Below are 25,283 nucleotides of genomic sequence, written 5' to 3'. Positions count from 1 at the left end.
CACAAAGCCCCTAAATCGTATCACAGATTAGGGGCAATGACAAGTAAGTTCACAATTTTGTTATAAAATTCTGAATTGTTTCCAGCGCTCGATCAGCCAATGCTTCATAACGCTCTTTCTTGTTTCTAATGCGGGTTTCAAGAGCAGGAAGCAACCCGAAGTTCGCATTCATCGGCTGGAAGTTCTTCGCATTAGCCGTTGTAATGTAATGGGCCATGCTGCCGATTGCTGTTTCCTGAGGGAACTCCAGAAGCTCTTTTTCTTCCATAAGCCTTGCCGCATTGATTCCGGCGATCAGCCCCGATGCTGCGCTTTCCACATAGCCTTCAACACCTGTCATCTGGCCTGCGAAGAAAAGATCCTGTCTGTCTTTAAACTGATAGGTCTTCTCTAAAAGATTCGGGGAGTTGATAAATGTGTTTCTGTGCATCACACCATAGCGGACGATCTCCGCTTTTTCAAGCCCGGGAATCAGCTGAATGACTTCCTTCTGCGGTCCCCATTTCAGATGCGTTTGAAAACCTACTATATTATAGAGAGTTCCTGCGCTATTATCCTGTCTTAGCTGAACGACTGCATATGGCTGTTTGCCGGTTTTTGGATCCTCAAGCCCTACTGGCTTAAGCGGGCCGAACAGCATCGTTTTCTTGCCTCTGGAGCCCATGACTTCGATCGGCATGCAGCCTTCGAAGAAAATCTCCTTTTCAAACTCTTTTAAAGGCACCGTTTCAGCAGAGATCAACGCTTCATAGAAACGGTCAAATTCCTCTTCTGTCATCGGGCAGTTTAAATAAGCAGCCTCACCTTTATCATAGCGGGATTTTAAATAGACTTTGTCCATATCGATGCTCTCTACATCGATGATCGGTGCTGCCGCATCATAAAAATACAAATAATCCTCGGATGTCAGTGTTCTTAATGACTCTGATAGTTCCTTTGATGTGAGCGGGCCTGTAGCGATCACAGTCGGCCCTTCAGGAATTGACGTTACTTCCTCTTCAAAAACCGTAACGTTCGGATGGTTCTTAACCCGATCTGTAACCATCGCAGCAAATTCGTGGCGGTCGACGGCAAGGGCCCCTCCAGCCGGCACCGAACAATCATCCGCTGAAGCAATGATCACCGAATCCAGCTTTCTCATCTCTTCTTTCAGCACACCAACCGCATTGGTCAATGTATTGGAGCGAAGAGAGTTGCTGCAGACAAGCTCTGCAAACTTATCTGTATGGTGAGCTGGTGTCTGTTTCTTTGGCCTCATCTCATATAAGTGGACTTTAATTCCTCTTTTGGCGAGCTGCCAGGCTGCTTCACTTCCCGCTAGCCCGGCGCCGATTACATTTACAAAATCGTTCATTCTGTGAAAAACTCCCCTTTAACCTTGCTCCTCAGTGTAATCACAAGAGATACACTGTACAACTTTTCCTTTTTTCGTCTTCTTTTCAACAAGAATTTTACTGCATTTCGGGCATGTTCGGCCGACAGGTTTATCCCATGAAACAAATTCACACTCTGGATACCTGCTGCAGCCGTAAAAGATTCTCCGCTTTTTGCTCTTACGTTCGACGATTGTTCCTTCATGGCATTCAGGGCATTCAACACCCGTGTCTTTTACAATTGGTTTTGTGTTCCGGCATTCCGGAAAATTGGAACAGGCCATAAACTTGCCATAGCGCCCCATCTTAAAGACCATTTCGTGCCCGCACAATTCACAGTTCTCACCGGCAGGTTCATCTTTGATCTCGACTTCCTTCATTTCCTCTTCTGCGACAACCAGCTGTTTTTCAAAGCTTTTATAAAACTCATCAATAACTTCGTTCCAATGCTTGTCGCCGTCTTCGATTTCATCGAGATCCGTTTCCATCTGAGCAGTGAATTCTACGTTAAACACTTCTGAAAAGAATTCAAGTGTCAGTTCAAGAACGACTTCTCCCAGCTCGGTCGGCTGAAACTTCTTGTCATCGAGCATAACGTAGCCTCGCTTTTGGATCGTATCCAATGTCGGGGCATACGTTGAAGGGCGTCCAATACCGAGTTCTTCCATTGTTCTGACGAGCCTTGCCTCACTGTACCTTGGAGGCGGCTGTGTAAAGTGCTGAGTCGGTTCGATTTCTTGTTTTTCGGCCGTCTTGCCTTCTTCAAGATTCGGGAGTAAACGGTCTTCATCTTTCTTGCCGTCATCGTTTCCTTCAATATATACCTTCATGAATCCAGGAAATTTCACTTTTGAACCATTGGCACGGAAAATTACTCCCTGATTCTCGAGATCAACAGTCATGGTGTCCAAAACAGCTGAAGACATCTGGCTCGCAATAAAACGCTCCCAAATTAATCGGTATAACCGGAGCTGGTCACGGCTCAAATACTCTTTTAATTCTTTAGGATGTTTGGAAGCAGAAGATGGTCTGATCGCTTCATGGGCATCCTGTGCATTTTTGCCCTGTTTTTTCTCTGCGCGATTACCTTGGTCCGCATACTCCTGACCATATTCTTCTGTAATGAAAGTTTTCGCTTCCTCTTTTGCAAGATCTGAGATCCGGGTGGAATCCGTTCTCATATACGTGATTAGACCGACCGTGCCTTCTTTTCCGAGGTCGATTCCTTCATACAGCTGCTGTGCAAGCATCATCGTTTTCTTCGCTCTGAAGTTCAGCTTTCTTGCTGCTTCCTGCTGCAATGAAGAAGTAATGAAAGGCGGTGCAGGATTACGTTTTCTCTCCTTCTTCTGAACCGAAGCGATTGAAAAGGTATTTCCTTTTAGCTTGCTTAAGACTTCCTTGACTTCCTCTTCATTCGATAACTCTTTCTTCTTGCCGTTGATACCATAAAAATTGGCTTCAAACTCTTCTTTGCCATAGGAGAAAGCGGCTTTAATCTTCCAGTATTCTTCAGGAATAAAAGCCTTGATTTCTTTTTCTCTCTCCACGATCAAACGAAGAGCTACGGTCTGTACCCTTCCGGCACTGAGGCCTTTTTTCACTTTCTTCCATAATAAAGGGCTGATCTTATAGCCTACGAGACGGTCGAGTATACGGCGAGCCTGCTGGGCATCAACGAGATCCATGTTTATCTTTCTCGGTCGTTTAAACGAGTCTTTAATAGCATTCTTTGTAATCTCATTAAAAACAACCCGGCATTCAGAATCCAGATCAATATCCAGGCTGTGGGCAAGGTGCCAGGCGATCGCTTCGCCTTCTCTGTCGGGGTCAGATGCGAGAAAAATCTTTTTTACTTTTTTGGCCGCTGTCTTCAACTCTTTTAAAACAGGCCCTTTTCCCCTGATCGTTATATATTTTGGATTATAATTCTCACTAATTTCTACTCCCATTTGGCTTCGGGGCAGATCTCTAACATGGCCCATCGACGCCTTAACGATATATTTGCTTCCCAAATACTTCTTTATCGTTTTTGCTTTGGCGGGAGATTCAACGATTACTAAATACTCTTCCATTTTCAGTGCATCCCCCTTTAAGGGTTTAATCAAATCTTCCCTATTATTAAATAGACTCTCATCATTTGTCAAACGGTTTTCAATTATTGCCAATCGAATAAAGAGAAATAACAGGGACTAATACTTCATTCTGACCTAATATATCAAACTTAATTCACTTAAAATATCCTCAGCTTCCATTACAAGCTTGGCTCCCTGCTGAATCAGGCGGTTAGTGCCTGATGCACATTCATCCAATATGGATCCTGGAACAGCAAAGACTTCCCTTCCCTGTTCCATTGCTTGATCTGCTGTAATAAGAGAACCGCTTCTTTCCCGCGCTTCCACAACGAGAGTACCACGGGTTAATCCGCTGATGATTCTGTTCCTTTGCGGAAACTGCCATTTTCTTGGCGGCAGATCATACGGATACTCAGACAAGAGAAGGCCTTTTTTTGTAATCCGGTGTGCCAAGGCTGTGTTGGCCTTGGGGTAAATACGGCCAATTCCTGACCCGAGTACTGCAATCGTACTGCCTGACTGCGTTAAAGTCAATTCATGGGCATGGGTATCGATCCCTGCAGCAAGCCCGCTGACCGTTACCCAGCCTTTTTCCAGCAGGGGCATAAGCACTTTATTCAGGCTTTTTAATCCGCCCTCGGTGGGATTCCTGGTTCCTACTACACTAATAGCGAGAGGAGCTGACAGCGCCTCTGTGTTCCCTTTGCTGTACAACACCCAGGGCGAATCAAAAATATGGCGGAGAGGAACGGGGTAATGACTATCAAAATATGTATGTATTTTTATATTATGCTTTCGGTATGTTTGTTCGATGGAGCGGTAAGACAGCTTCCGGATATCTTCTAAAAAATCATTGCTATTCTGATGACTCATACGGAACCGTTCTATAAGCTCTTTCTTGCTCAATTGAAAAACAGCTTTTAACTCCGGGTCAAATGCTAAGAATGACTGGATGGCTTTCCACCCTGCTCCGCGGCAATGATGAAGAAGAATTAACCGTTCTCTGTCCATAGTCTCCTCCAATAAAACCAAAATTTTTTTAAAAAAAGCTCCCAAAAACGGGAGCTTTATGCTTATACATTCGCTTTATGAGTTGTGCAGCGGTCAAGAAGCCCTTTTTCCTTAAGTGCAGAAACAAGTGTTTCTCCCATAACTGAAGGAGTTTCAGCGACATTAATTCCGCATTCCTGCATGGTTTTGATTTTTTCGGCAGCAGTACCTTTACCGCCGGAAATGATCGCACCGGCATGGCCCATACGTTTTCCTGGAGGCGCTGTTTGTCCGCCGATGAAACCGACAACAGGTTTTTTCATGTTGGCTTTTACCCATTCAGCAGCTTCTTCTTCAGCTGTTCCGCCGATTTCACCGATCATGATGACAGCATAAGTATCTTCATCTTCATTAAATGCTTTTAGCACATCAATGAAATCTGTTCCATTTACCGGGTCTCCGCCGATTCCTACTGCTGTAGATTGGCCGATTCCGCGCTGTGTAAGCTGGTGAACCGCCTCATAAGTCAATGTTCCGGAACGGGATACAACCCCAACGTGCCCTTTTGTATGAATGTACCCAGGCATGATACCGATCTTGCACTCATCTGGCGTGATAACACCCGGGCAGTTAGGACCGACAAGACGAGTTTTCTTGCCTTCCATGTAACGTTTTACGTTAACCATGTCCATAACCGGAATACCTTCTGTAATACAGATAGCAAGATCAAGTTCTGCGTCAACTGCTTCCACGATGGAATCAGCGGCAAATGCAGGCGGAACATAAATGACAGAAGCCGTAGCACCTGTTGCTTTAACCGCTTCTTCAACTGTATTGAAAACAGGAAGGCCTTCTACTTCCGTACCGCCTTTACCCGGTGTAACACCGCCGACAATTTTCGTTCCATATTCAAGCATCTGCTGTGTGTGGAACAGGCCTACAGATCCTGTAATCCCTTGCACGATGACCTTTGTGTCTTTATTGATAAAAATACTCATCTATTTTCTCCACCCTTCTACCTTATTTCGGGGAATTTATTTTACTAAAGAAACGATTTTCTCAGCACCGTCTGCCATGGAATCTGCAGAAGTAATGTTCAATCCAGATTCATTAAGGATTTTCTTGCCAAGCTCTACGTTCGTACCTTCTAAACGGACAACCAGCGGCAGGTTTAACCCTACTTGTTTTGTAGCTTCAACTACTCCGTTAGCGATAACGTCACATTTCATAATTCCGCCGAAAATGTTAACGAAAATCCCTTTAACTTTTTCATCAGAAAGGATAATTTTAAATGCTTCTGTTACTTTTTCAGCAGTTGCACCGCCGCCTACATCAAGGAAGTTGGCAGGGTCTCCGCTGTAGTGTTTGATGATGTCCATCGTTGCCATAGCAAGACCAGCGCCATTAACCATACATCCGATGTTTCCATCAAGGGAGATGTAGCTCAAGTCATATTTGGAAGCTTCGATCTCTTTTGCATCTTCTTCTTCAAGATCGCGGTACTCAAGAATGTCCTTTTGGCGGTAAAGCGCATTTGAATCAAAGTTTAACTTCGCATCAAGTGCCTTTATGTTGCCGTCACCTGTTACAACAAGCGGGTTGATTTCTGCGATAGAGCAGTCTTTTTCAACGAAAGCTTTATAAAGTCCCATCATGAACTTTGCCGCTTTGTTCACAAGCTCTTTCGGGATGTTGATGTTGAATGCTAAGCGGCGAGCTTGGAATGCTTGAAGCCCGATCGCTGGGTCGATGACTTCTTTGAAGATTTTCTCAGGCGTCTTTTCAGCCACCTCTTCAATTTCAGTACCGCCTTCTTCAGATCCCATCATGACAACGCTTGATGTTGCGCGGTCAAGCACGAGGCCGATGTAATATTCTTTCTTGATGTCGCAGCCTTCTTCGATAAGCAAGCGTTTAACTTCTTTGCCTTCAGGGCCTGTTTGATGAGTGACAAGCACTTTCCCCAAAATTTCATCCGCATATGTACGAACTTCATCAAGGTTTTTAGCCACTTTAACACCGCCGGCCTTTCCTCGTCCGCCAGCGTGGATTTGAGCTTTAACAACAGTAACAGCGCTTCCTAATTCTTTTGCAGCTTCAACTGCTTCTTCTACGGAATACGCTACTTTACCGTTAGGAACAGCCACACCGTACTTTCTTAGTACCTCTTTACCTTGATACTCGTGGATATTCATTCTCCATCCTCCTATCATGTTCAAAACTAAACTACCGATACCATTTTATATAATAGAAGCCGAACTGTCTACCATTCTACAGAATTATTGCAAACGCATTCACCTAATATCGACATTTTTACATATTAAAAACTACACAATATGTAATAAAATAGGAGATATATCGCCTCATACTGCTTCTAAATGAAAAGCAGGTTATTCACCCCTGCTTTTTGTTTCTTTCCTGCCGTTCGATTTTTCTTTTTTTCTGTCTGGCTTTTTTTCCGTAAAATCCCGTTCTGCAGCCGGACGGTAGATCCCGAATTCTTCGCCGATCTCTTCCCTGTACTGATTGAGCATCGAGTCGACACCAGGAACAAGCAGTTTTCTTCTTGGCATGATGGACGCCTCCTTTTTTAGTATAGGATGCCCAATCACACTAAAAATATCGTCTCCTGTCAATGCTGTCCCTGATCCACTTGGTAGATGAACGCAAATACTTCTGCGACCACTTCATAGAGTTCTTGTGGGATTTTTTCATTGATCTCCAGCTGTGAAAGAAGTGCCACAAGGGAGGGATCCTTCTGGATGGGAATATTGTTTTCCTGGGCCACCGATAAAATTTTTTCTGCTGTTTTTCCCGTTCCTTTTGCTGTCAGCTTGGGCGCCGCCATATTCTCATGATAAGAAAGGGCAGCGGCACGAGGTAGTGTTTTCTCTTTATTCATATTCGCAGATCAACTCCATTCATAGGCTCAGGAGCGCTTTTAGCCAGTGCTGGCCGCTCCTTGCCTCCGCCCATTATCATAACCCCTGATAAGTGGTAATCGATTTGTTTGAGAGACTCCCGAAGCATCTCGATACGGTCCTGAGGTATCTTGTTGGCTTTCTCCTGGCCGTTCCAGATCTGCAGGGAGAGGATGCGGTTCTGAATCGTTACTCCTACTGTTGTTTCTTTCATATTTTCAAGCTGTAAAATAAAGAGAATTCGGCAAAAATCACTGTCGATTTCACCAGTTTCTGTTTTTTTTCCTTCCCATCTCACGGTAAGGTCAGCCGCCTGTATGCCTAAGTTCATCGGAAGCTGAAGCAGGACTTGTTGAACGTTCTCCTGGCTTTGGAGCATGTTCAGCTGAAGCCCGGTTATCTTATGCAGTACCTTTTCAGCCTGTGTTCTGAACGCTGCTGTCATCTTCTCGTTACTCTCAAGTACTTGAAGAAGGAGTGACTTTACACTTTTGTTCACTGCTTCTTCCTGAGACTGTAAGGATTGCAACCTTGCTTCATGAAACAGGCCAAGATGGTCAACCTGCTTCTTAATGGCTGCCGGCAGCCTGTCTTTGCTGTGGTCGGATAAAAGTAAGGATTGAACGAAAGCACGATCTTCTTCAGGAAGTTCAGGCAGAAGCTTCAAAAGCTGGGTCATCGCTTGTTCCCGGCTTACACCCTGCTTTGAGAAAAATTTCTCCATATCAACTTTGGCTGCTGTTCCGTTTCCTTTTGACGTGCTGCCGGCTTTGATTTCCTCCAATGTCCTGGCAGGATCCAGCCACCCGGCTTTTTTTAGTATATATTCTAGCTGCCCGGCTGTTTTTGGCTGTTTTTCGCTTACTAAGGCATTAAGAATCGCTGCTGCCGGCTCTTCCAGTGATACAGCTACAGACCCTTTTAATACACCGTTTAACGCTTGCTTCAGCTCGTTTAACAGTCCGGCAGGTTGGTGATTATCGATCGTATTCAGGAGCCTCAACAGCTCTGTCCGTAGCGGGCCTGTTTTTTCATAAGCTTCCATGACCCTGAACGTACCTTCTGTCAATGGAATATCTCGCTTCATCATCTGGTGAAGAATTTCTGCTGTTTTCGGTTCATTGTTCTGTGAAATTCGAAACAAATCCGCAACTGTTGCCAGCTGTTCTTTTGTAGCAGGCAGTTTGGAAGTCAGCAAAAACTGAGCGGCCATTCTTGCTGCAGGATCTTTAGGAGATCCGAGCTGTGCTGCCACAAATTCTGCAGAATCCATTTTACCGCCTTTTATGGCTTCCAGTTTCTTTAACGCCAGGGGTTCGGTTTGACTGACTCCAAACCAATAGCTTTCTCCTGCTTGAAGGGCGGTTTCCAGCAATGCTGTCCTAACCTCTCCCTGCAGAGACAATTTCGCCACGTTTCCTGGCAATATTTGCAATACCTTTGCTGCCGTCAGCTGTCCTTGCACCAATGCGGATCTGTTCTTGAAGGTTCCAAGCAGGGAAAGGAGCTCCCCGTTTTCTACTCTCATAAACTGCTCCTCCTTAAGCTTAAAGCAGTGAACCTTGCTGTACAGGAGAAAAGGATCGGCGGTGTTCCTCAACTGGACCGAATCTTTCCAATGCTTCAAGGTGCTCCTTCGTGCCATAGCCCATGTTTTTATTAAAATGATATTGAGGGTGGTTCCTGTGCAGCTTCTTCATATACCGGTCTCTAGTCACCTTTGCAATGATGGAAGCGGCCGCAATAGAAACACTTTTTGCGTCCCCTTTGATGATTTTGGACTGGGTAACAGCAAGGGGAAGTTCCATCGCATCAATCAGCAGATGATCAGGCTGCTCCTTCATAGCTCCGACTGCTTTTACCATCGCTTTCTTGGAAGCTTGATAGATATTAATTTCATCAATTTCCTGTGCGGTCACCAGACCGATGCCGATCGAAACCGCGTTTTTCATGATTTCTCCAAATAATTCTTCACGCCGCGATTCACTGAGCATTTTTGAATCATTCAATCCTGGTATGTATGTGCCTGGTTTTAAAATGGCTGCAGCTGCGATCACAGGGCCTGCAAGAGGGCCTCTTCCCACTTCATCAACCCCTGCGATTACATGCTTTCCTTTACTGGTCCACTCCTTCTCAAACACCATCATCTGTTCATAGCGATCCTTGAGCAGCCGGGCAGATTCCAGTGCTTTTTCATGTCTCAAAATGATTTTCTTAACTCCGGAACGTTCATCACTCTGAAGTTCATCTATAAAAGCATCAAGCTCATTTTTTTCTTCTTTAAGCGCATGGATTCTTTCTTCAATTTCCTTGATCGTAAGTTTCATCGTCAACCTTCGCTTTCTATGTATATCGGCCATCATGAATTAATCATTTAGCAGTTCAGGTTTATTATAAAGAAAATAGGCACGCTTGTGCGTGCCTACTGGATAAAATCTTTTGGTCTTTCATACGACAATCTGCCTAATTTTTCAGAACGGATGTCGCGCAGCACTATTTCTGCTGTCTTCTCATAATCGATATAGCCGCCGCTCATCAAACAACCGCGTTTTTTTCCAATCTCATCAAAAAGGACGATCGGGTCTTCTGGAATTGACTCAAGATTGTATCGTTCCTGCAGCCGGGCAGGATAGTGAACCTTAAAATACTTAAGCGCAAACAGAACAATCTCCGAAAAATCAAGAAGTGTTTCTTTGATGGCTCCTGTTACAGCCAGCTTCAGCCCAATGGATGGATCCTCAAATTTCGGCCAAAGAATACCCGGTGTATCGAGTAATTCCAGTGCTGAACCCACTTTAATCCATTGCTGTTTTTTGGTGACACCCGGTTTATCACCGGTGACCGCAATGTTTTTTCCTGCCATCCGGTTGATGAGCGTGGATTTTCCAACATTGGGAATTCCAAGGATCAACGCTCGGACAGCTCTTGGCTTAACGATGCCTTTGGCTCTCATCTTATCGAATTTTTCCTTGACCAGTTCTTTTGCTTTTGCCTCAATACGATTAATGCCCTGGCCCGTTTTAGAATTAATCACAAGAACAGGGAGGCCTTTCTGCTCGAAATAGTCCGACCAAAGTTTTGTAACCTCCGGATCCGCCATATCCGCCTTGTTTAATAACAGCAGCCGCGGCTTTCCGGCTGTAATCTCGTCAATCATCGGATTGCGGGAGGCAAGGGGCACTCTCGCATCTACCAATTCAAAAACAACATCGATCAGTTTAAGTTTTTCTGTAATTTCTCGCCTGGCTTTTGCCATATGGCCAGGAAACCATTGGATGGTCATTCCTTCACCTACTTTACTACACCTATATCATTAATCGGCCAGAACTTCACGCTGGCTTTGCCGATAATATCATCCATGTCTACAGTGCCGATATTCCGGCTGTCACTGCTGTGCCTTCTGTTATCTCCTAGCACAAAAACTTTCCCCTTGGGAACAGTGTGTTTTCCTGTCACTTCATACAGAGTGAAATCATAGGTTAAGTTTCCATCTTTCGTCTGTTTCTTATACGGATCCAAATATTTTTCCTTTAGTGGTTTGCCGTTTACATACAGAGTATCGTTTTTGTATTCAATCTTGTCGCCTGGAAGGCCGATGACCCGTTTAATGTAATCCTTCGTTTCTGTCGCCTTGAACACGACGATATCAAATCGTTCCGGTTTATCCATTTTATTAACAACAAGCCGATCCCTGTTGTGCAAGGTAGGCATCATGGACTCGCCATCAACCACGATCGGAGCGAATAAAAAGTAACGAATTGCTCCGGCGAGAATCAAGGCCACTGCCAATGCTTTTAACCATTCCCAAGATTCTTTTTTCTGACGTGCCATACTTCATCCTCACATTCAACTTAATTTTTTTCACATTATTTTAAATATGTAAAAAGGAGCTTGAGATGAGTCAAGCTCCTTTTGTGTGTAATTAGCGAATCTCTTTAATACGCGCTGCTTTACCGCGAAGTGCACGCAAGTAGTAAAGCTTAGCACGACGAACTTTACCGCGTCGAACGACTTCAAGGTTCGCGATTTTAGGTGAATGTAAAGGGAATACACGCTCTACACCAACACCGTAAGAAATCTTACGAACAGTGAATGTTTCGCTTATTCCAGTTCCGCGCTTTTTGATTACAACGCCTTCGAAAAGCTGGATACGTTCGCGAGTTCCCTCGACAACTTTAACGTGAACACGAACAGTATCACCAGAACGGAACTTAGGTAGATCCGATTTTAGTTGCTCTTTAGCAAGCTCTGCAATAATCTGTTGCATAGTTATTGCCTCCTTCCGACAGATGTTCTTGCCTCGTTTTCTTCAGCAGCGGAACACCTTAATACTGGCCTAAGCCACGAGATTTATCTTACCATAGGAGAGAGACAGAGGCAAGTAGTTGCATAAAATTTAGTCCTCTTTTTTAACCTCTTCAAGCCATTTTTTCTCTTGAGGGGTTAAGTCCATTCCTTCTAACAGATCAGGCCTTCTTCTCCAAGTGCGTCTTAACGACTCTTTAGCACGCCATTCTTCAATGTTTTTATGATTCCCTGACAATAGGACCTCTGGCACCTTCATCCCCCTGAAATCTGCGGGTCTCGTATATTGGGGATGCTCGAGCATTCCGCTGCTGAACGAGTCCTTTACCGGTGACTCTTCATTGCCGAGAGCACCAGGGAGAAGCCTCGTCACACTATCGATAACGACCATCGCGCCGAGTTCACCGCCAGTGAGAACAAAATCGCCGATCGAGATCTCATCTGTCACTAAATTTTCCCGGATGCGTTCATCATATCCTTCATAGTGTCCGCAGACAAAAATCAAGTGCGATTCTTTCGAAAGCTCCTCCGCTTTTCGCTGGCTGTAGCGCTCCCCCTGCGGACAGAGAAGGATGACCCTCGGCTGCTGAGTATCATTCTCCCGCTTCAAGGCTTCTACAGCGTCAAACAGAGGCTGGGGTGTCAGGACCATGCCTGCTCCTCCGCCATAGGGGTAATCATCAACACGCCGGTGTTTGTTTTCTGTATACTCTCTAAAATCGGTCACATGAAACTGGACGAGACCCTTTTCCTGTGACTTTTTGAGGATAGATGAACCGAATACACCGGTAAACATCTCAGGAAACAGCGATAAGACATCAATCTTCATGTTAAATCAGACCATCCATCAGATGAATCGTGATTTGTTTGTTTTCGATATCCACCTTTTTTACAACTGGAGGAATGTAAGGAACCAGGATATCAGGCCCGAAGTTTTTTCGTTTCACGACCCATACGTCATTTGCTCCCGGAGAGAGAATTTCTTTTACCTTTCCGAGTTCTTCGCCTTCATGCGTTATCACCGTGCAGCCGATGATATCATGATAGAAGAATTCCCCCTCATCAAGTTCAACGGAATCGTCCGCAGGCGTTTTCAGGAGATGACCTTTGTACTTTTCAACGTCGTTAATGTTCGGATGTTCTTCAAACTGCAAAAGGTCGAACTGTTTGTGAACCCTGTGCGCGGCTATGACAACCGGTATCAGGCTGCTCCCGTCTTCGAAATCCACATAAAGTGTGTTTCCTATTTTATATCGTTCTTCAGGAAAATCCGTGCGGGAGATCACCCGAACTTCCCCTCGTATACCATGTGTATTAACGATTTTTCCTACGTTTAACCATTTCGGCATATGTATCCACCCTTGTGCCCGTTTCTTATATACAGTGTGGGCTGAATGATTAGAATCTATAATCAAAAATCATTTAAAAGTGCAAAAAAGGGCTGAGGCTGCCCTCATCCCTTTTCAAGCTTAAAGAAGTAACTTTGCCGCCGAATTCAAATCCGGCTATACGATTTCTAGTGAAATACGTTTGTTCTGGCTTGTTCCAGCAGCATTGACAACAGTACGGATCGCTTTTGCCACCCGGCCTTGTTTGCCGATCACCTTGCCCATATCTGAGCTGTGCACGGTTAATTGATAAACAAGCTTTTCGCCATCAGCTACCTCTTTCACGCTGACTTCTTCTGGATGATCAACAAGAGCCTTAACAATCGTCTCGATTAACTCTGTCATCATATCATCACCCATTATTTTTGTAGTTTAGCGTTATGAAACTTTTCCATAATCCCTGCGTTAGAGAAAAGGTTACGTACAGTGTCTGAAGGCTTCGCGCCGTCAAGCATCCATTTAAGAGCCTGCTCTTCGTTGATTTTAACTTCTGCAGGATTAACAACTGGATTGTAAGTGCCAATCTCTTCGATAAAGCGACCATCACGCGGTGCGCGAGAATCTGCTACTACTACCCGATAAAATGGAGCTTTCTTTTGCCCCATGCGTTTTAAACGAATTTTTACTGCCATTGTAAAAATACACCTCCGAAAATTGTTCACACAAATCAATATAATATAATAAATTCCCAGCTTTGTAAACCAGAAAATTCATCCATTTTACATAAACGGAAATTTCATTCCGCCTTTTTTCTTGCCCTTCATCATACCGGACATTTGTTTCATCATCTTCTTCATATCGTCGAACTGCTTGATGAGGCGGTTTACTTCCTGTACGGTCCGTCCGCTCCCTTTCGCAATCCTTTTTCTTCTTGAAGCGTTGATGATCTCCGGCTGTTCTCTTTCGAGTTTGGTCATCGATCGAATGATAGCCTCGACATGGCCAATCTGTTTCTCATCTATGGAGACATTTTTCAAGCCCTTCATCTTGTTCGCGCCCGGCATCATGCTAAGCAGTTCATCAAGAGGGCCGAGGTTTCTGACCTGCCCCATCTGATCAAGGAAATCATCGAAAGTAAAAGACATGTCCCGCATCTTCTTTTGCAGTTCTTTTGCCTTTTCTTCGTCAACGTTAGTCTGTGCTTTTTCAATAAGCGTCAGCACATCACCCATTCCAAGAATCCTGGAGGACATTCTGTCTGGATGGAACGGTTCTAGCGCATCCATCTTTTCTCCCATACCGACAAACTTAATCGGGAGATCTGTCACTGCTTTAATGGAAAGTGCAGCACCGCCGCGAGTATCTCCATCAAGCTTGGTCAGTACGACACCCGTTAATCCAAGCTGCTCATTAAAGCTCTCGGCAACATTAACGGCGTCTTGCCCGGTCATGGCATCAACCACAAGGAAAATTTCATTGGGATTTGCCAGTTCTTTTACCTTTTGAAGCTCATCCATCAGTTCTTCATCAATGTGAAGGCGTCCTGCCGTATCGATGAGAACATAATCATGATGCTCTTCCTTTGCCTTAGCCAGTGCCTGTTTCGTGATCTCAACCGGGCTCACTTTGTCCCCCATTGAGAAAACAGGAAGACTCAGCTGTTTGCCAAGTGTTTCGATTTGCTGAATCGCTGCAGGACGATAGATATCGGCAGCCACCAGAAGAGGATTGCGGTTATGCTTCTTTCGAAGATGATTCGCAAGCTTCCCGGTTGTCGTCGTTTTCCCTGCCCCTTGCAGCCCGACCATCATAATGACGGTTGGCGGCCGGTTGTTGACAGCGATCTTGCTTTGTTCTCCGCCCAATAGAGCAGTGAGCTCTTCGTGAACGACCTTAACAACCTGCTGGCCTGGAGTAAGGCTCTTCAGTACTTCCTGACCTATGGAACGTTCTGTCACTCGCTTGATAAAATCTTTTACTACCCGGAAGTTAACATCGGCTTCCAATAGTGCAAGCCTGACTTCACGCATCATTTCTTTAACATCCGCTTCTGTTACCTTACCCTTGCCCCGGATTTTCTGCAAGGTGTTTTGAAGCCGGTCGGCTAATCCTTCAAATGCCATAGTATTGTCGCCTCCTATTCCATGTTTTCAAGGCGATCAATGATCTCAAGAACTTTATCAGACGAATTTCCGAGCAGTTCTTTTAATCTGGAAAGTAACTGATCGCGTTCCTGAAATTTCGCAAATAAACCGAGTTTTTCCTCGTATTCTTCAAGCATCGCCTCGGTCCGTTTTATATTATCATAAACGGCCTGGCGGCTTACATTATATTGTTCAGCGATTTCTCCAAGGGAAAAGTCATCCAGATAATAAAAAGCCATGTAATTCTTTTGCTTCGGTGTCAGCAAGGACTGATAAAAGTCATAAAGATAATTAATTCTCATCGTCTTATCCAGCATCCCAACACCCCTTGTTAAGTGAAAAGCCTTTACGTTAAATTATAGTACACTGTCGAAGAAACAATGTCAAGATTTTTTCTTGATAGATTAGAAAAGCTGAGATACCTGTTCAGGGACGACAAGCATTCTCCGCAAATACTGAGAAGTTGTCCGAAACACTTCCATTCAGCCAACCTCATACAAAAAAAGAAAAGCGGATTACTCCGCTTTTTCTTCCTCCAATCCAGAAAAGAGTCCGTAGACAAACTGATCAGGATCAAATGCCTGCAGGTCGTCGATTTTTTCACCTAGGCCGACAAATTTCACAGGGATATCAAGTTCGTTCCGGATGCCGAGAACGATTCCGCCCTTGGCTGTACCATCGAGCTTAGTAAGTACAAGACCTGAAACATTTGTCGACTGGCTGAATATCTTCGCCTGGCTCATCGCATTCTGTCCAGTCGTCGCATCAACGACAAGCAATACCTCATGCGGTGCTCCCGGCACTTCCCGTTCGATAACGCGTTTCACTTTTTCAAGCTCATTCATTAAATTAACTTTGTTCTGCAGCCTTCCTGCAGTATCGCACAGCAGAACATCCACGTTTCTGGATTTGGCAGCTTTTACGCTGTCAAAAATAACGGCTGCAGGATCGGATCCTTCCTGATGTTTGATAACATCCACGCCTGCACGCTGCCCCCAGACTTCAAGCTGCTCGATCGCTCCAGCGCGGAATGTGTCCCCGGCAGCAAGCATCACGGTTTTCCCTTGTTGTTTCAGCTGATGAGCAAGTTTTCCGATCGTCGTCGTTTTCCCTACGCCGTTTACACCGACAAAAAGGATGACCGTCATGCCTTCTGTTTGAAGGTTCAGTGAGCCGTCCTGTTCTCCTTTATGGAGCATTCCAGCGAGTGTTTCTGAGATCGCGAATTTCAGTTCTTCTGTTTCCTGGATGTTTCTCGTACGCGCGATGTCCTTTAATTTGTCGATTAAATCCATAACCGTATGGACGCCTACATCGGCACTGATCAAAATTTCTTCCAGTTCCTCGAAAAATTCTTCATCAACTTTTCTGTACCGCTTAACGAGGTCATTGACTTTTGTCGAAAAAGAAGTTCGGGTCTTTTCCAGTCCGCTTTTGAATTTTTCAGATACAGAGTCTGTTTGAGAAGTGAATTTGTCTTTTAGTCGTTTTAAGAAGCTCATAGGTTCCTCCTTCAAATTCATACATGATACATTACTTTGTCCCGACGAGATCCCTTGATTCCTCCAGCTTGACGGAAACAAGTTTGGAAACCCCGGATTCCTGCATCGTAACGCCGTACAGCACGTCCGCTTCCTCCATCGTTCCTTTACGGTGGGTGACGACGATAAACTGAGTTTCATTGCTGAACGTTCGCAAATAGCTCGCATAGCGGCTGACATTGGCATCATCCAGTGCGGCTTCCACCTCATCAAGGATGCAGAAAGGAACAGGACGGACTTTCAAAATGGCAAACAGCAGGGCAATAGCGGTCAGCGCCCGCTCTCCGCCGGACAATAGGGCAAGATGCTGCAGCTTTTTACCTGGAGGCTGAGCAAGGATATCCACGCCGGTCGTCAGCAGGTTTTCCGGATTGGTTAAAGATAAATCTGCCCTTCCTCCGCCAAACAGCTCTTTGAAGATCTGGCCGAAATGTGAGCGGATATTTGTGAACGTCTCCTCGAACCTCTTCTTCATTTCTTCGTCCATCTCATCGATGACTCCATGCAGTGTCTGTTTTGCTTCGACGAGATCCGCTCTTTGTTCTGTCAGGAAATCAAAACGCTGCGATACGCGTTCATACTCTTCGATGGCACCAAGGTTCACCATGCCGAGTTCTTCTATCCCGAGTTTGATTAATTTGACTTTCTTCCTCGCCTCAGCTGCCTCCATGGTCAGCTGGAATTGTTCCTTCGCACCTTCAAAGGAAAGCTCGTATTCTTCCCGAAGATGGGTGAGGCGGTTGTCGAGCTCAACATCGAGCCTGTTGATGCTCACCTCTTCTGTACGGAGGGCATCGTTCAGCTGTTTAAGAATGCGTTTTGATTCTTTCAGTTCACGGTCCCGGCCCTCCACTTGCTGGTACACCGTGAGTCTTTCCTGTCTGCGCTGAGAGATGAGGTGAAGTACAGAATTCTTGTCTTGCCTTTTTTTGGCGATGTGTCCATCAAGTATTTCTTCACCTGATGAATTGCTGTTCATCTCTTCTTCCAGCATCCAAAAATCCTGCTCAGTCTCTTTAAGCTGATCGTTCACTTCTCGGAGTTCCATCTGGATCCTCTCCAGTTTCTCTTCCTGGTTCGCCGTTTGCTGGTCTTTTTCTGCAATCTTGATTTTTAAAGCGGTGGCTGACTGCTGAATCTCTTCTTTCGAGGTTTGCTGGTCTTTCTTACGGGCATCCAGCTGTTCGATCTGATCCTCGAGCGATTTCGCGTCTTTCACATTTCTCTCTAATGAAATCTGAAGTTCTTTAATCCTTTCAGCGATCGTGCTTTGTTCCGAATGATAGCTATTCTTCTCCCGGTCATACAGAGAGAGGCGGTCATTCAGGTTTTTCTCTTCGATCTCAATTTCGCGCAGTCTGCTTTTTAAAGACTGCTCCTTTAGCCTGCTGTTCTCTCCTTCTTCACGGAAGGATTCGAGCTGAGATCTCAACTCTGTAATCGCTGTTTTTGAGTCCTTTACCTGCTCTTCGATGACAGCTGTCTGCTGTTCCATTTTCTCCAGTTTTCCAGTGACCGTGTCCAGTTCCCGCTGTCTTCCAAGGAGCGAGGAATTCTTTTGTTTGACGCTTCCTCCCGTCATGGAGCCGCCAGCACTGACTACATCTCCTTCAAGGGTAACAATCCGATACCTGTAACGGAGGGTTTTGGCGATCTCGTTCGCTCCCTCGATAGTTTTAGTGATCACGATGTTGCCAAGCAGGTTTGCGATGATCGTCTCGTATTTGCTGTCTCCAGTTACGAGCTGAGAAGCCACTCCGACATATGCAGAGTGCGAAGCGACCAAACTGATTTCAGACGGTGAGATAAAACGCCCCTTAATGACAGATAGAGGGAGGAACGTAGCTCTCCCGAATCTTTTTTTCTTTAAAAAAGCGATAGCGGCAACGGCATCCTTTTCACTTTGGGTAACAACGTGCTGCATGGATCCGCCGAGAGCCGTTTCGATGGCTGTCTCGATGTCAGCCGGTACGCTGATGAGTTCAGCGACCGCACCTTCAATGCCCTGCAGTACGGTTCCTTTGGCTTTAAGGACTTCTTTTACACCCTGCATAAATCCCTGGTACTCATCCTGCATGGATTCAAGCCATTCTTTTTTTGATTTGAACTGCTGAATGAACTGATAGGCTTGATACAGCTTGCTTTGCATTTCTTCGTTCTCTTTTTCTTTTTGTTCAAGCTGCTGTTTTAATCCGGCATACTGCTTTAAGTGAGACTGAATATTCTCCTCAGCTTCCTTAGCCTTCTCGAGCAATTCTTTTTTATCTGAGGTGACTCTTTCACGTTCAGCTACATATTTCTCGTGTTCTTGATCCAGCCTGCTCGACTTGAACTGCTGCTGGTTCTGCTGATCCGATAAATAACGAATTTCATTCTTAATGGAAGCCTGGCTGTTCAAGTTCTCAAAGTAGTCACTTTTTAAACGTTCCAGCTCTGCTTCAAGATCGAGCTCGATGATAGAAAGACGGTTCTCCTCTTCCTTCAGCTGGCTGCGGAGTGAACGCAGTTCCTTCTTCTGTTCGCCAAAAATCTTGGTCCCTTCTGTAGAAGCAGCCTGGAGCTCCTCGCTTTTTTTCTTAAGTGTCTGAATCTGCTGTTTGAGAGACTCTTTATTCTGATGATAGTTTTTCTTTCGTTCTTTTAAGACTTCGCGTTTCCCTTCAAGCTTTTCAAGCTCTTCGCTCGCGACGAGAAGCGACTGCTGCAGTTCGTCTATGGATTCGTCCAATGCCTGTATGTCGGCTCTGGCTCGTTCGAGTGATGCTTCTTCATTTTTCACTTTCGATGATAGTGCGAAATCTTTATTTTTGAGTTCTTCTACGAGTGTAGATTGTTTTTCCCATTTTTCATGCAGTTCTTCAATTTCAAAAACCGTCAAAGCCACTTCGATCTGCTGAAGTTCTTCTTTTTTCTCAAGAAAATCCTTGGCGATGGAGGCCTGTATTTTTAAAGGCTCAACTTGTCCTTCTAGTTCATAAAGTATATCTTCCACCCGGTTCAGGTTTTCCTGAGTTTCCTGCAATTTTTGCTCTGCCTTTTGTTTACGGGTTTTGTATTTCAGGACCCCGGCTGCCTCTTCAAAGATCTTTCTTCTGTCTTCCGCCTTACTGCTCAAGATCTCTTCGATCTTCCCTTGGCCGATAATCGAATACGCTTCACGGCCAAGACCGGAATCCATGAACAGATCCACGATGTCTTTCAGGCGGCACTGCTGTTTATTCAACAAATATTCACTGTCACCCGAACGGTACACTCTGCGGGTGACACTGATTTCATTATATTCAAGCGGTATATGCTGATCTTCATTATCAAGCGTTAGTGTTACTTCAGCCACGTTCAGCGGTTTGCGGTTATCGCTTCCAGCGAAAATGATATCTTCCATCTTTGAACCGCGGAGCGATTTGGCCGATTGCTCACCAAGCACCCAGCGGACGGCATCCGAAATGTTGCTTTTACCGCTGCCGTTCGGCCCTACGACCGCAGTCACACCAGGCACAAATTCAATATTGATTCGATCCGCAAAAGACTTAAAACCTACTACATCTAACCGTTTGAGGAACATCTTAATCCCCCTTATGTATTCTTAACTAATTTATTTTACCATAGATCAACTTACAAATAGATTCTTTTATGCTACAATTATGTAATATTGAGGATAGAAAGGGTGCTACTATGAACTTATCCACTCCCAGCCAGGAGAACATAGAGTTTATGATAGAAGGCTTGAAAAAAAAGCTCCAGCTCGTAAACTCAGGTCTGATCCAAGGTGATGATTACACCGTTGACCAATATGATGACATAAAAGAACTTTATGATATGGTAATGAAAATGCCTGGATTCAGTGTACGAGATATGGAAGGCATCGTCTCCGAGCTCGGTTCCCTAAAAAAGAAGTAAGCGTTCATACATAATCATAAGAAAAACACCCTTTTCGCAGGGTGTTTTTTTTATTGTTTCATTATCTTCTCGAGCGCTTCCTGTGCAGCATGCTGCTCTGCTTCTTTTTTAGAACGTCCAAAACCGATTCCGAACGTATCTTCATTTAACTTTACCTCAGATACGAATTCCCGGTTATGCGCCGGCCCTTTTTCCTGAATGATTTTATAATCAATCGTTCCAAGACCTTCTCGCTGAACATATTCCTGAAGCTGGCTCTTAAAATCCATCACATGAGAAAAAGCACCTTCATTAATTCGGGGAAAAACATTCACTTCCAGAAATCCTTTAACGGCTTCGATTCCTTTATCAAGGTACAGTGCACCGATAAAGGCTTCAAACACATCTGCGAGCAATGCCGGCCGTGTGCGTCCGCCGGTGTTTTCTTCGCCTTTGCCCAGCAAAACATAATCCCCAAAATGAAGCTCGTTGGCCAAAATAACGAGAGATGGCTCACAGACAATGGCTGCTCTTAATTTTGTTAACTCTCCTTCGCTCATAGTCGAAAACTTTGAGTAAAGAAATTGAGAAATTGTCAATTCAAGAACTGCATCCCCTAAAAATTCAAGCCGTTCGTTGTCTTCGTAAGGACGTCCCCGATGCTCATTCACATATGATGAATGGGTAAATGCCTGAACCAGTAATTTTTCATTGTCAAAGAAGAGATTAATTCGTTCCTGTAAGGGAGCTACCTTTTGTTTGCGTACCTTTTCATCCATCTGTTTTCTTGCCTGATGCTTAAATCTCTGTCTCGAATGTTTCTTTAAATTTGATGTCTGTTTCTTTGAACCTTTCATCATTGCCTCCTGCAAACACTTAGAGGGTATCGGCATTATTCTTCTGCCAACAGGTTTAAAGTCCCGCACCATCTGTTACGGGACTTTGTTCAGCATAAAATTAGTTGTTGTTGCTGTTTATGTAATTAACAACGTCACCAACCGTTGTAATTTTTTCAGCATCCTCGTCGGAAATTTCCAAATCAAACTCGTCCTCAAGTTCCATAACTAATTCAACAACATCCAAGGAATCAGCACCTAGATCTTCTTTAAAAGAAGCTTCGGTTTTAACCTCAGCAGCGTCTACACCAAGACGATCTACGATAATCTTTGAAACTCTTTCTAATACGTCTGCCATGTGTATTCACCTCCTTTCAATAATATATACCATTTCATAAGAAAAAAAAAGATAGAAAAGATAGAAATGCTGAAGTGGCCTGTTTAGAGACGAAAAATGGCGGAAGTCTCACACAGCAACACGGTCTTTGTGTTGGAGGGGGAGACTGAAGCATTCGAGTCTCTGGCCACTGAAGCTGGATTCCATAAAAACTGAGAAGCTCTCCTTAGGCTTCCCAGTTTTCGCTATTCTTACATCACCATTCCGCCGTCGACGTGGATCGTCTGTCCAGTAATATAGGAACTGCAGTCGCTTGCTAGGAAAGTGACGAGGGAGGAGATGTCTTCCGTGCTCCCAAAACGGGCAAGCGGTATTGCCTTCAGCATCTCACCTTTTACATTTTCTTCAAGAACGTGTGTCATATCCGTATCAATGAATCCTGGAGCCACTGCGTTCACCGTAATATTTCTGCTGGCTAATTCTTTAGCCGTTGATTTTGTCAATCCGATAACACCTGCTTTGGCTGCAACATAATTGGCCTGGCCAGGATTTCCGGATACACCGACAATGGAGGAGATATTAATGATTCTCCCCTTTCTCTGCTTCATCATCTGGCGGGTTACGGCTTTTGTGCAGAGGAATACACCTTTTAAGTTGGTGTCAAGGACAGCGTCCCACTCGTCCTCTTTCATTCTCATGATCAGGTTGTCTCTCGTGATACCTGCGTTATTCACTAGAATGTCCAGAGCACCAAACTCTTCAATAACTGTTTTAACCATAGCTGATACCGATTCACTATCTGCCACATTTGCTTGTACAGCGATAGCGTCCTGGCCCATTGATCGTATCTCATCTACGACTTCCTGCGCCTTCGCTTCACTGCCTGCATAGTTTACGGCCACTTTAGCGCCGTTTTTTGCCAGTTCCAACGCGATGGCCCTTCCGATTCCCCTGGATGCGCCTGTAACAAGAGCTGTTTTTCCTTTTAACATCAGTTTTACTCTCCCTTCAGCTTTTCCGCTGCTGCATTTATGGTTGCTTCATCACTGATGGCGATGACATTTGCCCGGCGATTCACTTTCTTCACGAGGCCTGACAGCACTTTACCTGGTCCGATTTCGATAAAGGTATCTACACCTAAAGCCATTAGTTCATTAATGGTCTCTTCCCATCTGACCGGAGAGTAGATTTGCTTGACGAGCTTTTCTTTTATTTCCCCTGCATCTGTTACCGGTTTGGCAGAGACGTTCGCAAGGACCGGAATTTCTGCATCCTGAATCGTAATCGAGTCAAGAACATCCTGCATTTTCTCAGCTGCCGGCTCCATTAAGGAAGAATGGAAAGGACCGCTCACTTGCAGCGGGATCACTTTTGCACCGTTTTCTTTCGCAAGGCTTGAAGCGTCTGCAACTCCCTGAGCAGTACCAGAAATAACGATCTGCCCCGGACAGTTAAGATTAGCGACCTGAACAGCATGCCCGTTCTGAGTAACCTTTTCTGTAATGGCTTCAAGTTCCTCCTGTTTCATTCCCAGGATGGCAGACATCGCACCGACTCCTGTCGGCACGGCTTCTTCCATAAAAAGGCCACGCTGTCTGACCGCGTATACAGCATCTTCAAACGACAGGCTGCCTGCCGCCACAAGAGCTGAATATTCTCCAAGACTGTGCCCGGCTGCATAGTCAGCTTTGATCCCATATTTCTTAAAAACTTCCAAAACAGCAATACTTGCAGTCAGCAGGGCCGGCTGTGTGTTTTCTGTTCGTTTTAAGTCTTCTTCAGGCCCTTCAAAAATGATAGAAGACAAAGAGATACCGAGCTTTTCATCTGCGGTATCAAAGATAGTTCGGGCTTCTACGAAATTTTGTGCCAGTTCTTGCGCCATTCCAACGCTTTGGGAGCCCTGTCCCGGAAAAAGAAAAGCAATTTTACCCATTATTCTTCCCCCTTTTGTTCTTCTCTTTCAAATTCTTTCATCTTTTCAGCTATGATTTGAACAACATTTTTCTCTACCATCGTTCTCGTTTGTCTTACCGCATTAAAAATCGCGTTCTCATCGGAAGAGCCATGGGCTTTTACTACCGGTGCAGCAAGCCCAAATAATCCCGCTCCGCCATACTCTGAATAGTCCAGCTTGTTCTTCAGGCCTTTAAGCCGGGGTTTTAAAATTCCAGCTGCAATCTTGCTGACAGCGGTCGCTGTAAGCTCCTGCTTAAGCATGGAAAACATCGTCAGCGCGGTACCTTCTATCGTTTTCAGCACTACATTTCCAGAAAACCCATCGCAGACGACAACATCGGCTGCTCCGTTCAGGAGGTCCCTTGCTTCAACGTTACCGATAAAGTTCACGGGAGCTTCTTTCAGCAGCTGAAAGGCCGCTTTGCTTAAGGCATTCCCTTTTTCATCCTCCGTGCCGACATTCAAAAGACCGACTCTCGGAGAACTCGTTCCCCTTACTTGCTCTGCATATGTACTTCCCATGATAGCGTACTGCAGCAGATGCTCAGGTTTTGCATCCATATTGGCGCCTACATCCAGGAGCAAAAACCCCTTCCCGTCTACTGTCGGAAGCGTCGGAGATAGAGCCGGACGGTCAATACCGCTGATCCTGCCGACGTTAAACAGACCAGAAGCCATAAGTGCTCCAGTATTCCCTGCTGAGATACAGGCATCCGCCCGCCCCTCTTTTACCTCTTTAGCGGCGAGAACCATGGAAGCGTTCTTTTTCTTCCGCACTGCACGTACAGGTTCATCATCGCTTGCTATTTTTTCTTCCGTGTGAATGACTTCAATGTTTTTTGCAGAAGTCAGATAAGGAGAGATTTTCTTTTCATCTCCAATTAAAATCACTGTAAGATCATCAAAGACAGAAAGTGCTTTTAAAGCTCCTTTAACCTGAGCTTCCGGAGCATTGTCGCCTCCCATTGCATCGATGGCAATTCTCATGTCTTACTCCCTTCCCTTCCTTCTCCAGTTGAACGGAACATGATGAACTCCCCGGAAAAAACAGCCTCTTTATCTACATAGCTCGTAACTTCCACTGTCGTCCGGTAGCCTTCAATGCTGCTCACCCTTGCCTTGGCAACAACTCGCTCCCCTTCTTTTACTTGCCGGGTAAAACGGATCTTTGCCTTTGAAGTAAGGGCCAGATCATCGTTTATAATGGCTACGGCAAGTGAGTTTGCCTGTGCAAACAGATGATGCCCCCTTGCTATTTTTGTCCGGGAAAACACATGTTCACTCTTTATGTCCAATATGGATATCGCTGCTTCGTCCAGCTGGAGATCAATAATTTCGCCGATTACTTCCTCGAGCGGAAGGGCTTTAACGGTATCCAGCTGCTGCTGTGCAACGTTTTTGATCCGTTCCCTTAGTTCCGGGATCGAAAGTTCAAGACGGTCAAGCCGTATGGTCTGGACACTGACAGTGAATTTATCCGCCAGTTCTTCATCCGTAATAAATGGCGTCCTTTCAATCGTAGCTTTCAGCAAAGCCTGTCGTTCTTTTTTCGTTCTTTTCATGTATACACCATCCAGATATGCCATTTAAGCATCAGC

Annotated in this window: 27 protein-coding genes; 1 reads left to right on the top strand and 26 read right to left on the bottom strand. The window is 45.0% G+C overall.

Annotated elements, in window-relative coordinates:
* Positions 1–49: 49 nt before the first annotated feature.
* The 20 genes from trmFO to smc form a co-directional block, all read right to left on the bottom strand.
* Positions 50–1,354, bottom strand: coding sequence for an FADH(2)-oxidizing methylenetetrahydrofolate--tRNA-(uracil(54)-C(5))-methyltransferase TrmFO (gene trmFO, locus M1K46_RS08925; protein WP_256225761.1), 1,305 nt, complete (start codon positions 1,352–1,354; stop codon positions 50–52).
* A gap of 18 nt (positions 1,355–1,372) precedes the next feature.
* Positions 1,373–3,448 carry a type I DNA topoisomerase gene (topA, locus tag M1K46_RS08920; protein WP_256225760.1) on the bottom strand — a complete coding sequence of 692 codons (2,076 nt, stop codon included), beginning with the start codon at positions 3,446–3,448 and terminating at the stop codon, positions 1,373–1,375.
* Between the two features lie 135 nt (positions 3,449–3,583).
* Positions 3,584–4,459: a DNA-processing protein DprA gene (dprA, locus tag M1K46_RS08915; protein ID WP_091005420.1), complete on the bottom strand. Its 876-nt coding sequence runs from the start codon at positions 4,457–4,459 to the stop codon at positions 3,584–3,586.
* Between the two features lie 62 nt (positions 4,460–4,521).
* The gene (gene sucD / locus M1K46_RS08910) at positions 4,522–5,436 is read right to left on the bottom strand and encodes a succinate--CoA ligase subunit alpha (protein ID WP_256225759.1); all 915 of its coding nucleotides are present in this window, start codon (positions 5,434–5,436) and stop codon (positions 4,522–4,524) included.
* Between the two features lie 36 nt (positions 5,437–5,472).
* On the bottom strand, positions 5,473–6,633 hold the full coding sequence (gene sucC, locus M1K46_RS08905) for an ADP-forming succinate--CoA ligase subunit beta (protein WP_256225758.1): 1,161 nt from the start codon (positions 6,631–6,633) through the stop codon (positions 5,473–5,475).
* 195 nt (positions 6,634–6,828) lie between these two features.
* Entirely contained in the window at positions 6,829–7,011 is a 183-nt protein-coding gene (locus M1K46_RS08900; RefSeq protein WP_053354509.1) for a hypothetical protein, read from the bottom strand.
* Between the two features lie 59 nt (positions 7,012–7,070).
* A complete protein-coding gene (locus tag M1K46_RS08895) occupies positions 7,071–7,340 on the bottom strand; it encodes an EscU/YscU/HrcU family type III secretion system export apparatus switch protein (RefSeq protein ID WP_053354510.1) in 270 nt (89 codons plus the stop codon).
* Positions 7,337–8,887, bottom strand: coding sequence for a hypothetical protein (locus tag M1K46_RS08890; protein ID WP_256225756.1), 1,551 nt, complete (start codon positions 8,885–8,887; stop codon positions 7,337–7,339). The genes M1K46_RS08895 and M1K46_RS08890 overlap by 4 nt, the downstream gene beginning before the upstream one ends.
* Positions 8,888–8,906: 19 nt before the next feature.
* Positions 8,907–9,686, bottom strand: coding sequence for a ribonuclease HII (locus M1K46_RS08885; protein WP_256225755.1), 780 nt, complete (start codon positions 9,684–9,686; stop codon positions 8,907–8,909).
* Positions 9,687–9,781: 95 nt separating this feature from the next.
* Positions 9,782–10,642 carry a ribosome biogenesis GTPase YlqF gene (gene ylqF / locus M1K46_RS08880; RefSeq protein WP_091005405.1) on the bottom strand — a complete coding sequence of 287 codons (861 nt, stop codon included), beginning with the start codon at positions 10,640–10,642 and terminating at the stop codon, positions 9,782–9,784.
* Between the two features lie 8 nt (positions 10,643–10,650).
* On the bottom strand, positions 10,651–11,190 hold the full coding sequence (gene lepB / locus M1K46_RS08875) for a signal peptidase I (RefSeq protein ID WP_256225753.1): 540 nt from the start codon (positions 11,188–11,190) through the stop codon (positions 10,651–10,653).
* A gap of 91 nt (positions 11,191–11,281) precedes the next feature.
* Entirely contained in the window at positions 11,282–11,626 is a 345-nt protein-coding gene (gene rplS, locus M1K46_RS08870) for a 50S ribosomal protein L19 (protein ID WP_007202524.1), read from the bottom strand.
* Between the two features lie 129 nt (positions 11,627–11,755).
* Entirely contained in the window at positions 11,756–12,493 is a 738-nt protein-coding gene (gene trmD, locus M1K46_RS08865) for a tRNA (guanosine(37)-N1)-methyltransferase TrmD (protein WP_091005402.1), read from the bottom strand.
* A gap of 1 nt (position 12,494) precedes the next feature.
* The gene (rimM, locus tag M1K46_RS08860; protein WP_256225752.1) at positions 12,495–13,013 is read right to left on the bottom strand and encodes a ribosome maturation factor RimM; all 519 of its coding nucleotides are present in this window, start codon (positions 13,011–13,013) and stop codon (positions 12,495–12,497) included.
* 156 nt (positions 13,014–13,169) lie between these two features.
* On the bottom strand, positions 13,170–13,397 hold the full coding sequence (locus M1K46_RS08855; RefSeq protein WP_053358276.1) for a KH domain-containing protein: 228 nt from the start codon (positions 13,395–13,397) through the stop codon (positions 13,170–13,172).
* 14 nt (positions 13,398–13,411) lie between these two features.
* Positions 13,412–13,684 carry a 30S ribosomal protein S16 gene (gene rpsP, locus M1K46_RS08850; RefSeq protein ID WP_053354517.1) on the bottom strand — a complete coding sequence of 91 codons (273 nt, stop codon included), beginning with the start codon at positions 13,682–13,684 and terminating at the stop codon, positions 13,412–13,414.
* A gap of 87 nt (positions 13,685–13,771) precedes the next feature.
* A complete protein-coding gene (gene ffh, locus M1K46_RS08845; protein ID WP_053354518.1) occupies positions 13,772–15,115 on the bottom strand; it encodes a signal recognition particle protein in 1,344 nt (447 codons plus the stop codon).
* A 14-nt stretch (positions 15,116–15,129) separates the two neighbouring features.
* On the bottom strand, positions 15,130–15,453 hold the full coding sequence (locus M1K46_RS08840) for a putative DNA-binding protein (protein WP_062231712.1): 324 nt from the start codon (positions 15,451–15,453) through the stop codon (positions 15,130–15,132).
* 198 nt (positions 15,454–15,651) lie between these two features.
* Positions 15,652–16,638 (bottom strand): signal recognition particle-docking protein FtsY, encoded by a 987-nt coding sequence (gene ftsY, locus M1K46_RS08835; RefSeq protein WP_053354520.1) that lies wholly within the window; start codon positions 16,636–16,638, stop codon positions 15,652–15,654.
* 31 nt (positions 16,639–16,669) lie between these two features.
* Complete coding sequence (smc, locus tag M1K46_RS08830; RefSeq protein ID WP_256225749.1) at positions 16,670–20,239, bottom strand: chromosome segregation protein SMC; 3,570 nt, start codon at positions 20,237–20,239, stop codon at positions 16,670–16,672.
* 110 nt (positions 20,240–20,349) lie between these two features.
* Here smc and M1K46_RS08825 point away from each other — a divergent pair, with 110 nt between their 5' ends.
* Positions 20,350–20,574 carry a DUF1128 domain-containing protein gene (locus M1K46_RS08825; protein ID WP_053354522.1) on the top strand — a complete coding sequence of 75 codons (225 nt, stop codon included), beginning with the start codon at positions 20,350–20,352 and terminating at the stop codon, positions 20,572–20,574.
* 50 nt (positions 20,575–20,624) lie between these two features.
* Here the strand turns inward: M1K46_RS08825 and rnc are convergent, their stop codons facing one another.
* The 6 genes from rnc to fapR all read right to left on the bottom strand — a co-directional run bounded on the left by rnc (position 20,625) and on the right by fapR (position 25,247).
* Positions 20,625–21,410, bottom strand: coding sequence for a ribonuclease III (gene rnc / locus M1K46_RS08820; RefSeq protein WP_375162178.1), 786 nt, complete (start codon positions 21,408–21,410; stop codon positions 20,625–20,627).
* A 100-nt stretch (positions 21,411–21,510) separates the two neighbouring features.
* The gene (acpP, locus tag M1K46_RS08815) at positions 21,511–21,747 is read right to left on the bottom strand and encodes an acyl carrier protein (RefSeq protein WP_053354523.1); all 237 of its coding nucleotides are present in this window, start codon (positions 21,745–21,747) and stop codon (positions 21,511–21,513) included.
* A gap of 230 nt (positions 21,748–21,977) precedes the next feature.
* A complete protein-coding gene (gene fabG, locus M1K46_RS08810) occupies positions 21,978–22,718 on the bottom strand; it encodes a 3-oxoacyl-[acyl-carrier-protein] reductase (RefSeq protein ID WP_256225746.1) in 741 nt (246 codons plus the stop codon).
* Positions 22,719–22,723: 5 nt separating this feature from the next.
* Positions 22,724–23,662 (bottom strand): ACP S-malonyltransferase, encoded by a 939-nt coding sequence (gene fabD, locus M1K46_RS08805; RefSeq protein ID WP_256225745.1) that lies wholly within the window; start codon positions 23,660–23,662, stop codon positions 22,724–22,726.
* Complete coding sequence (gene plsX / locus M1K46_RS08800) at positions 23,662–24,672, bottom strand: phosphate acyltransferase PlsX (RefSeq protein WP_256225744.1); 1,011 nt, start codon at positions 24,670–24,672, stop codon at positions 23,662–23,664. The genes fabD and plsX overlap by 1 nt, the downstream gene beginning before the upstream one ends.
* On the bottom strand, positions 24,669–25,247 hold the full coding sequence (gene fapR / locus M1K46_RS08795; RefSeq protein ID WP_256225742.1) for a transcription factor FapR: 579 nt from the start codon (positions 25,245–25,247) through the stop codon (positions 24,669–24,671). Before fapR ends, plsX begins: the two co-directional genes overlap by 4 nt.
* Positions 25,248–25,283: the final 36 nt, after the last annotated feature.

The sequence above is a fragment of the Fictibacillus sp. WQ 8-8 genome (assembly GCF_024494405.1).
GTDB lineage: Bacteria > Bacillota > Bacilli > Bacillales > Fictibacillaceae > Fictibacillus_C > Fictibacillus_C marinisediminis.
This window is presented reverse-complemented; position numbering and strand designations above follow the sequence as displayed.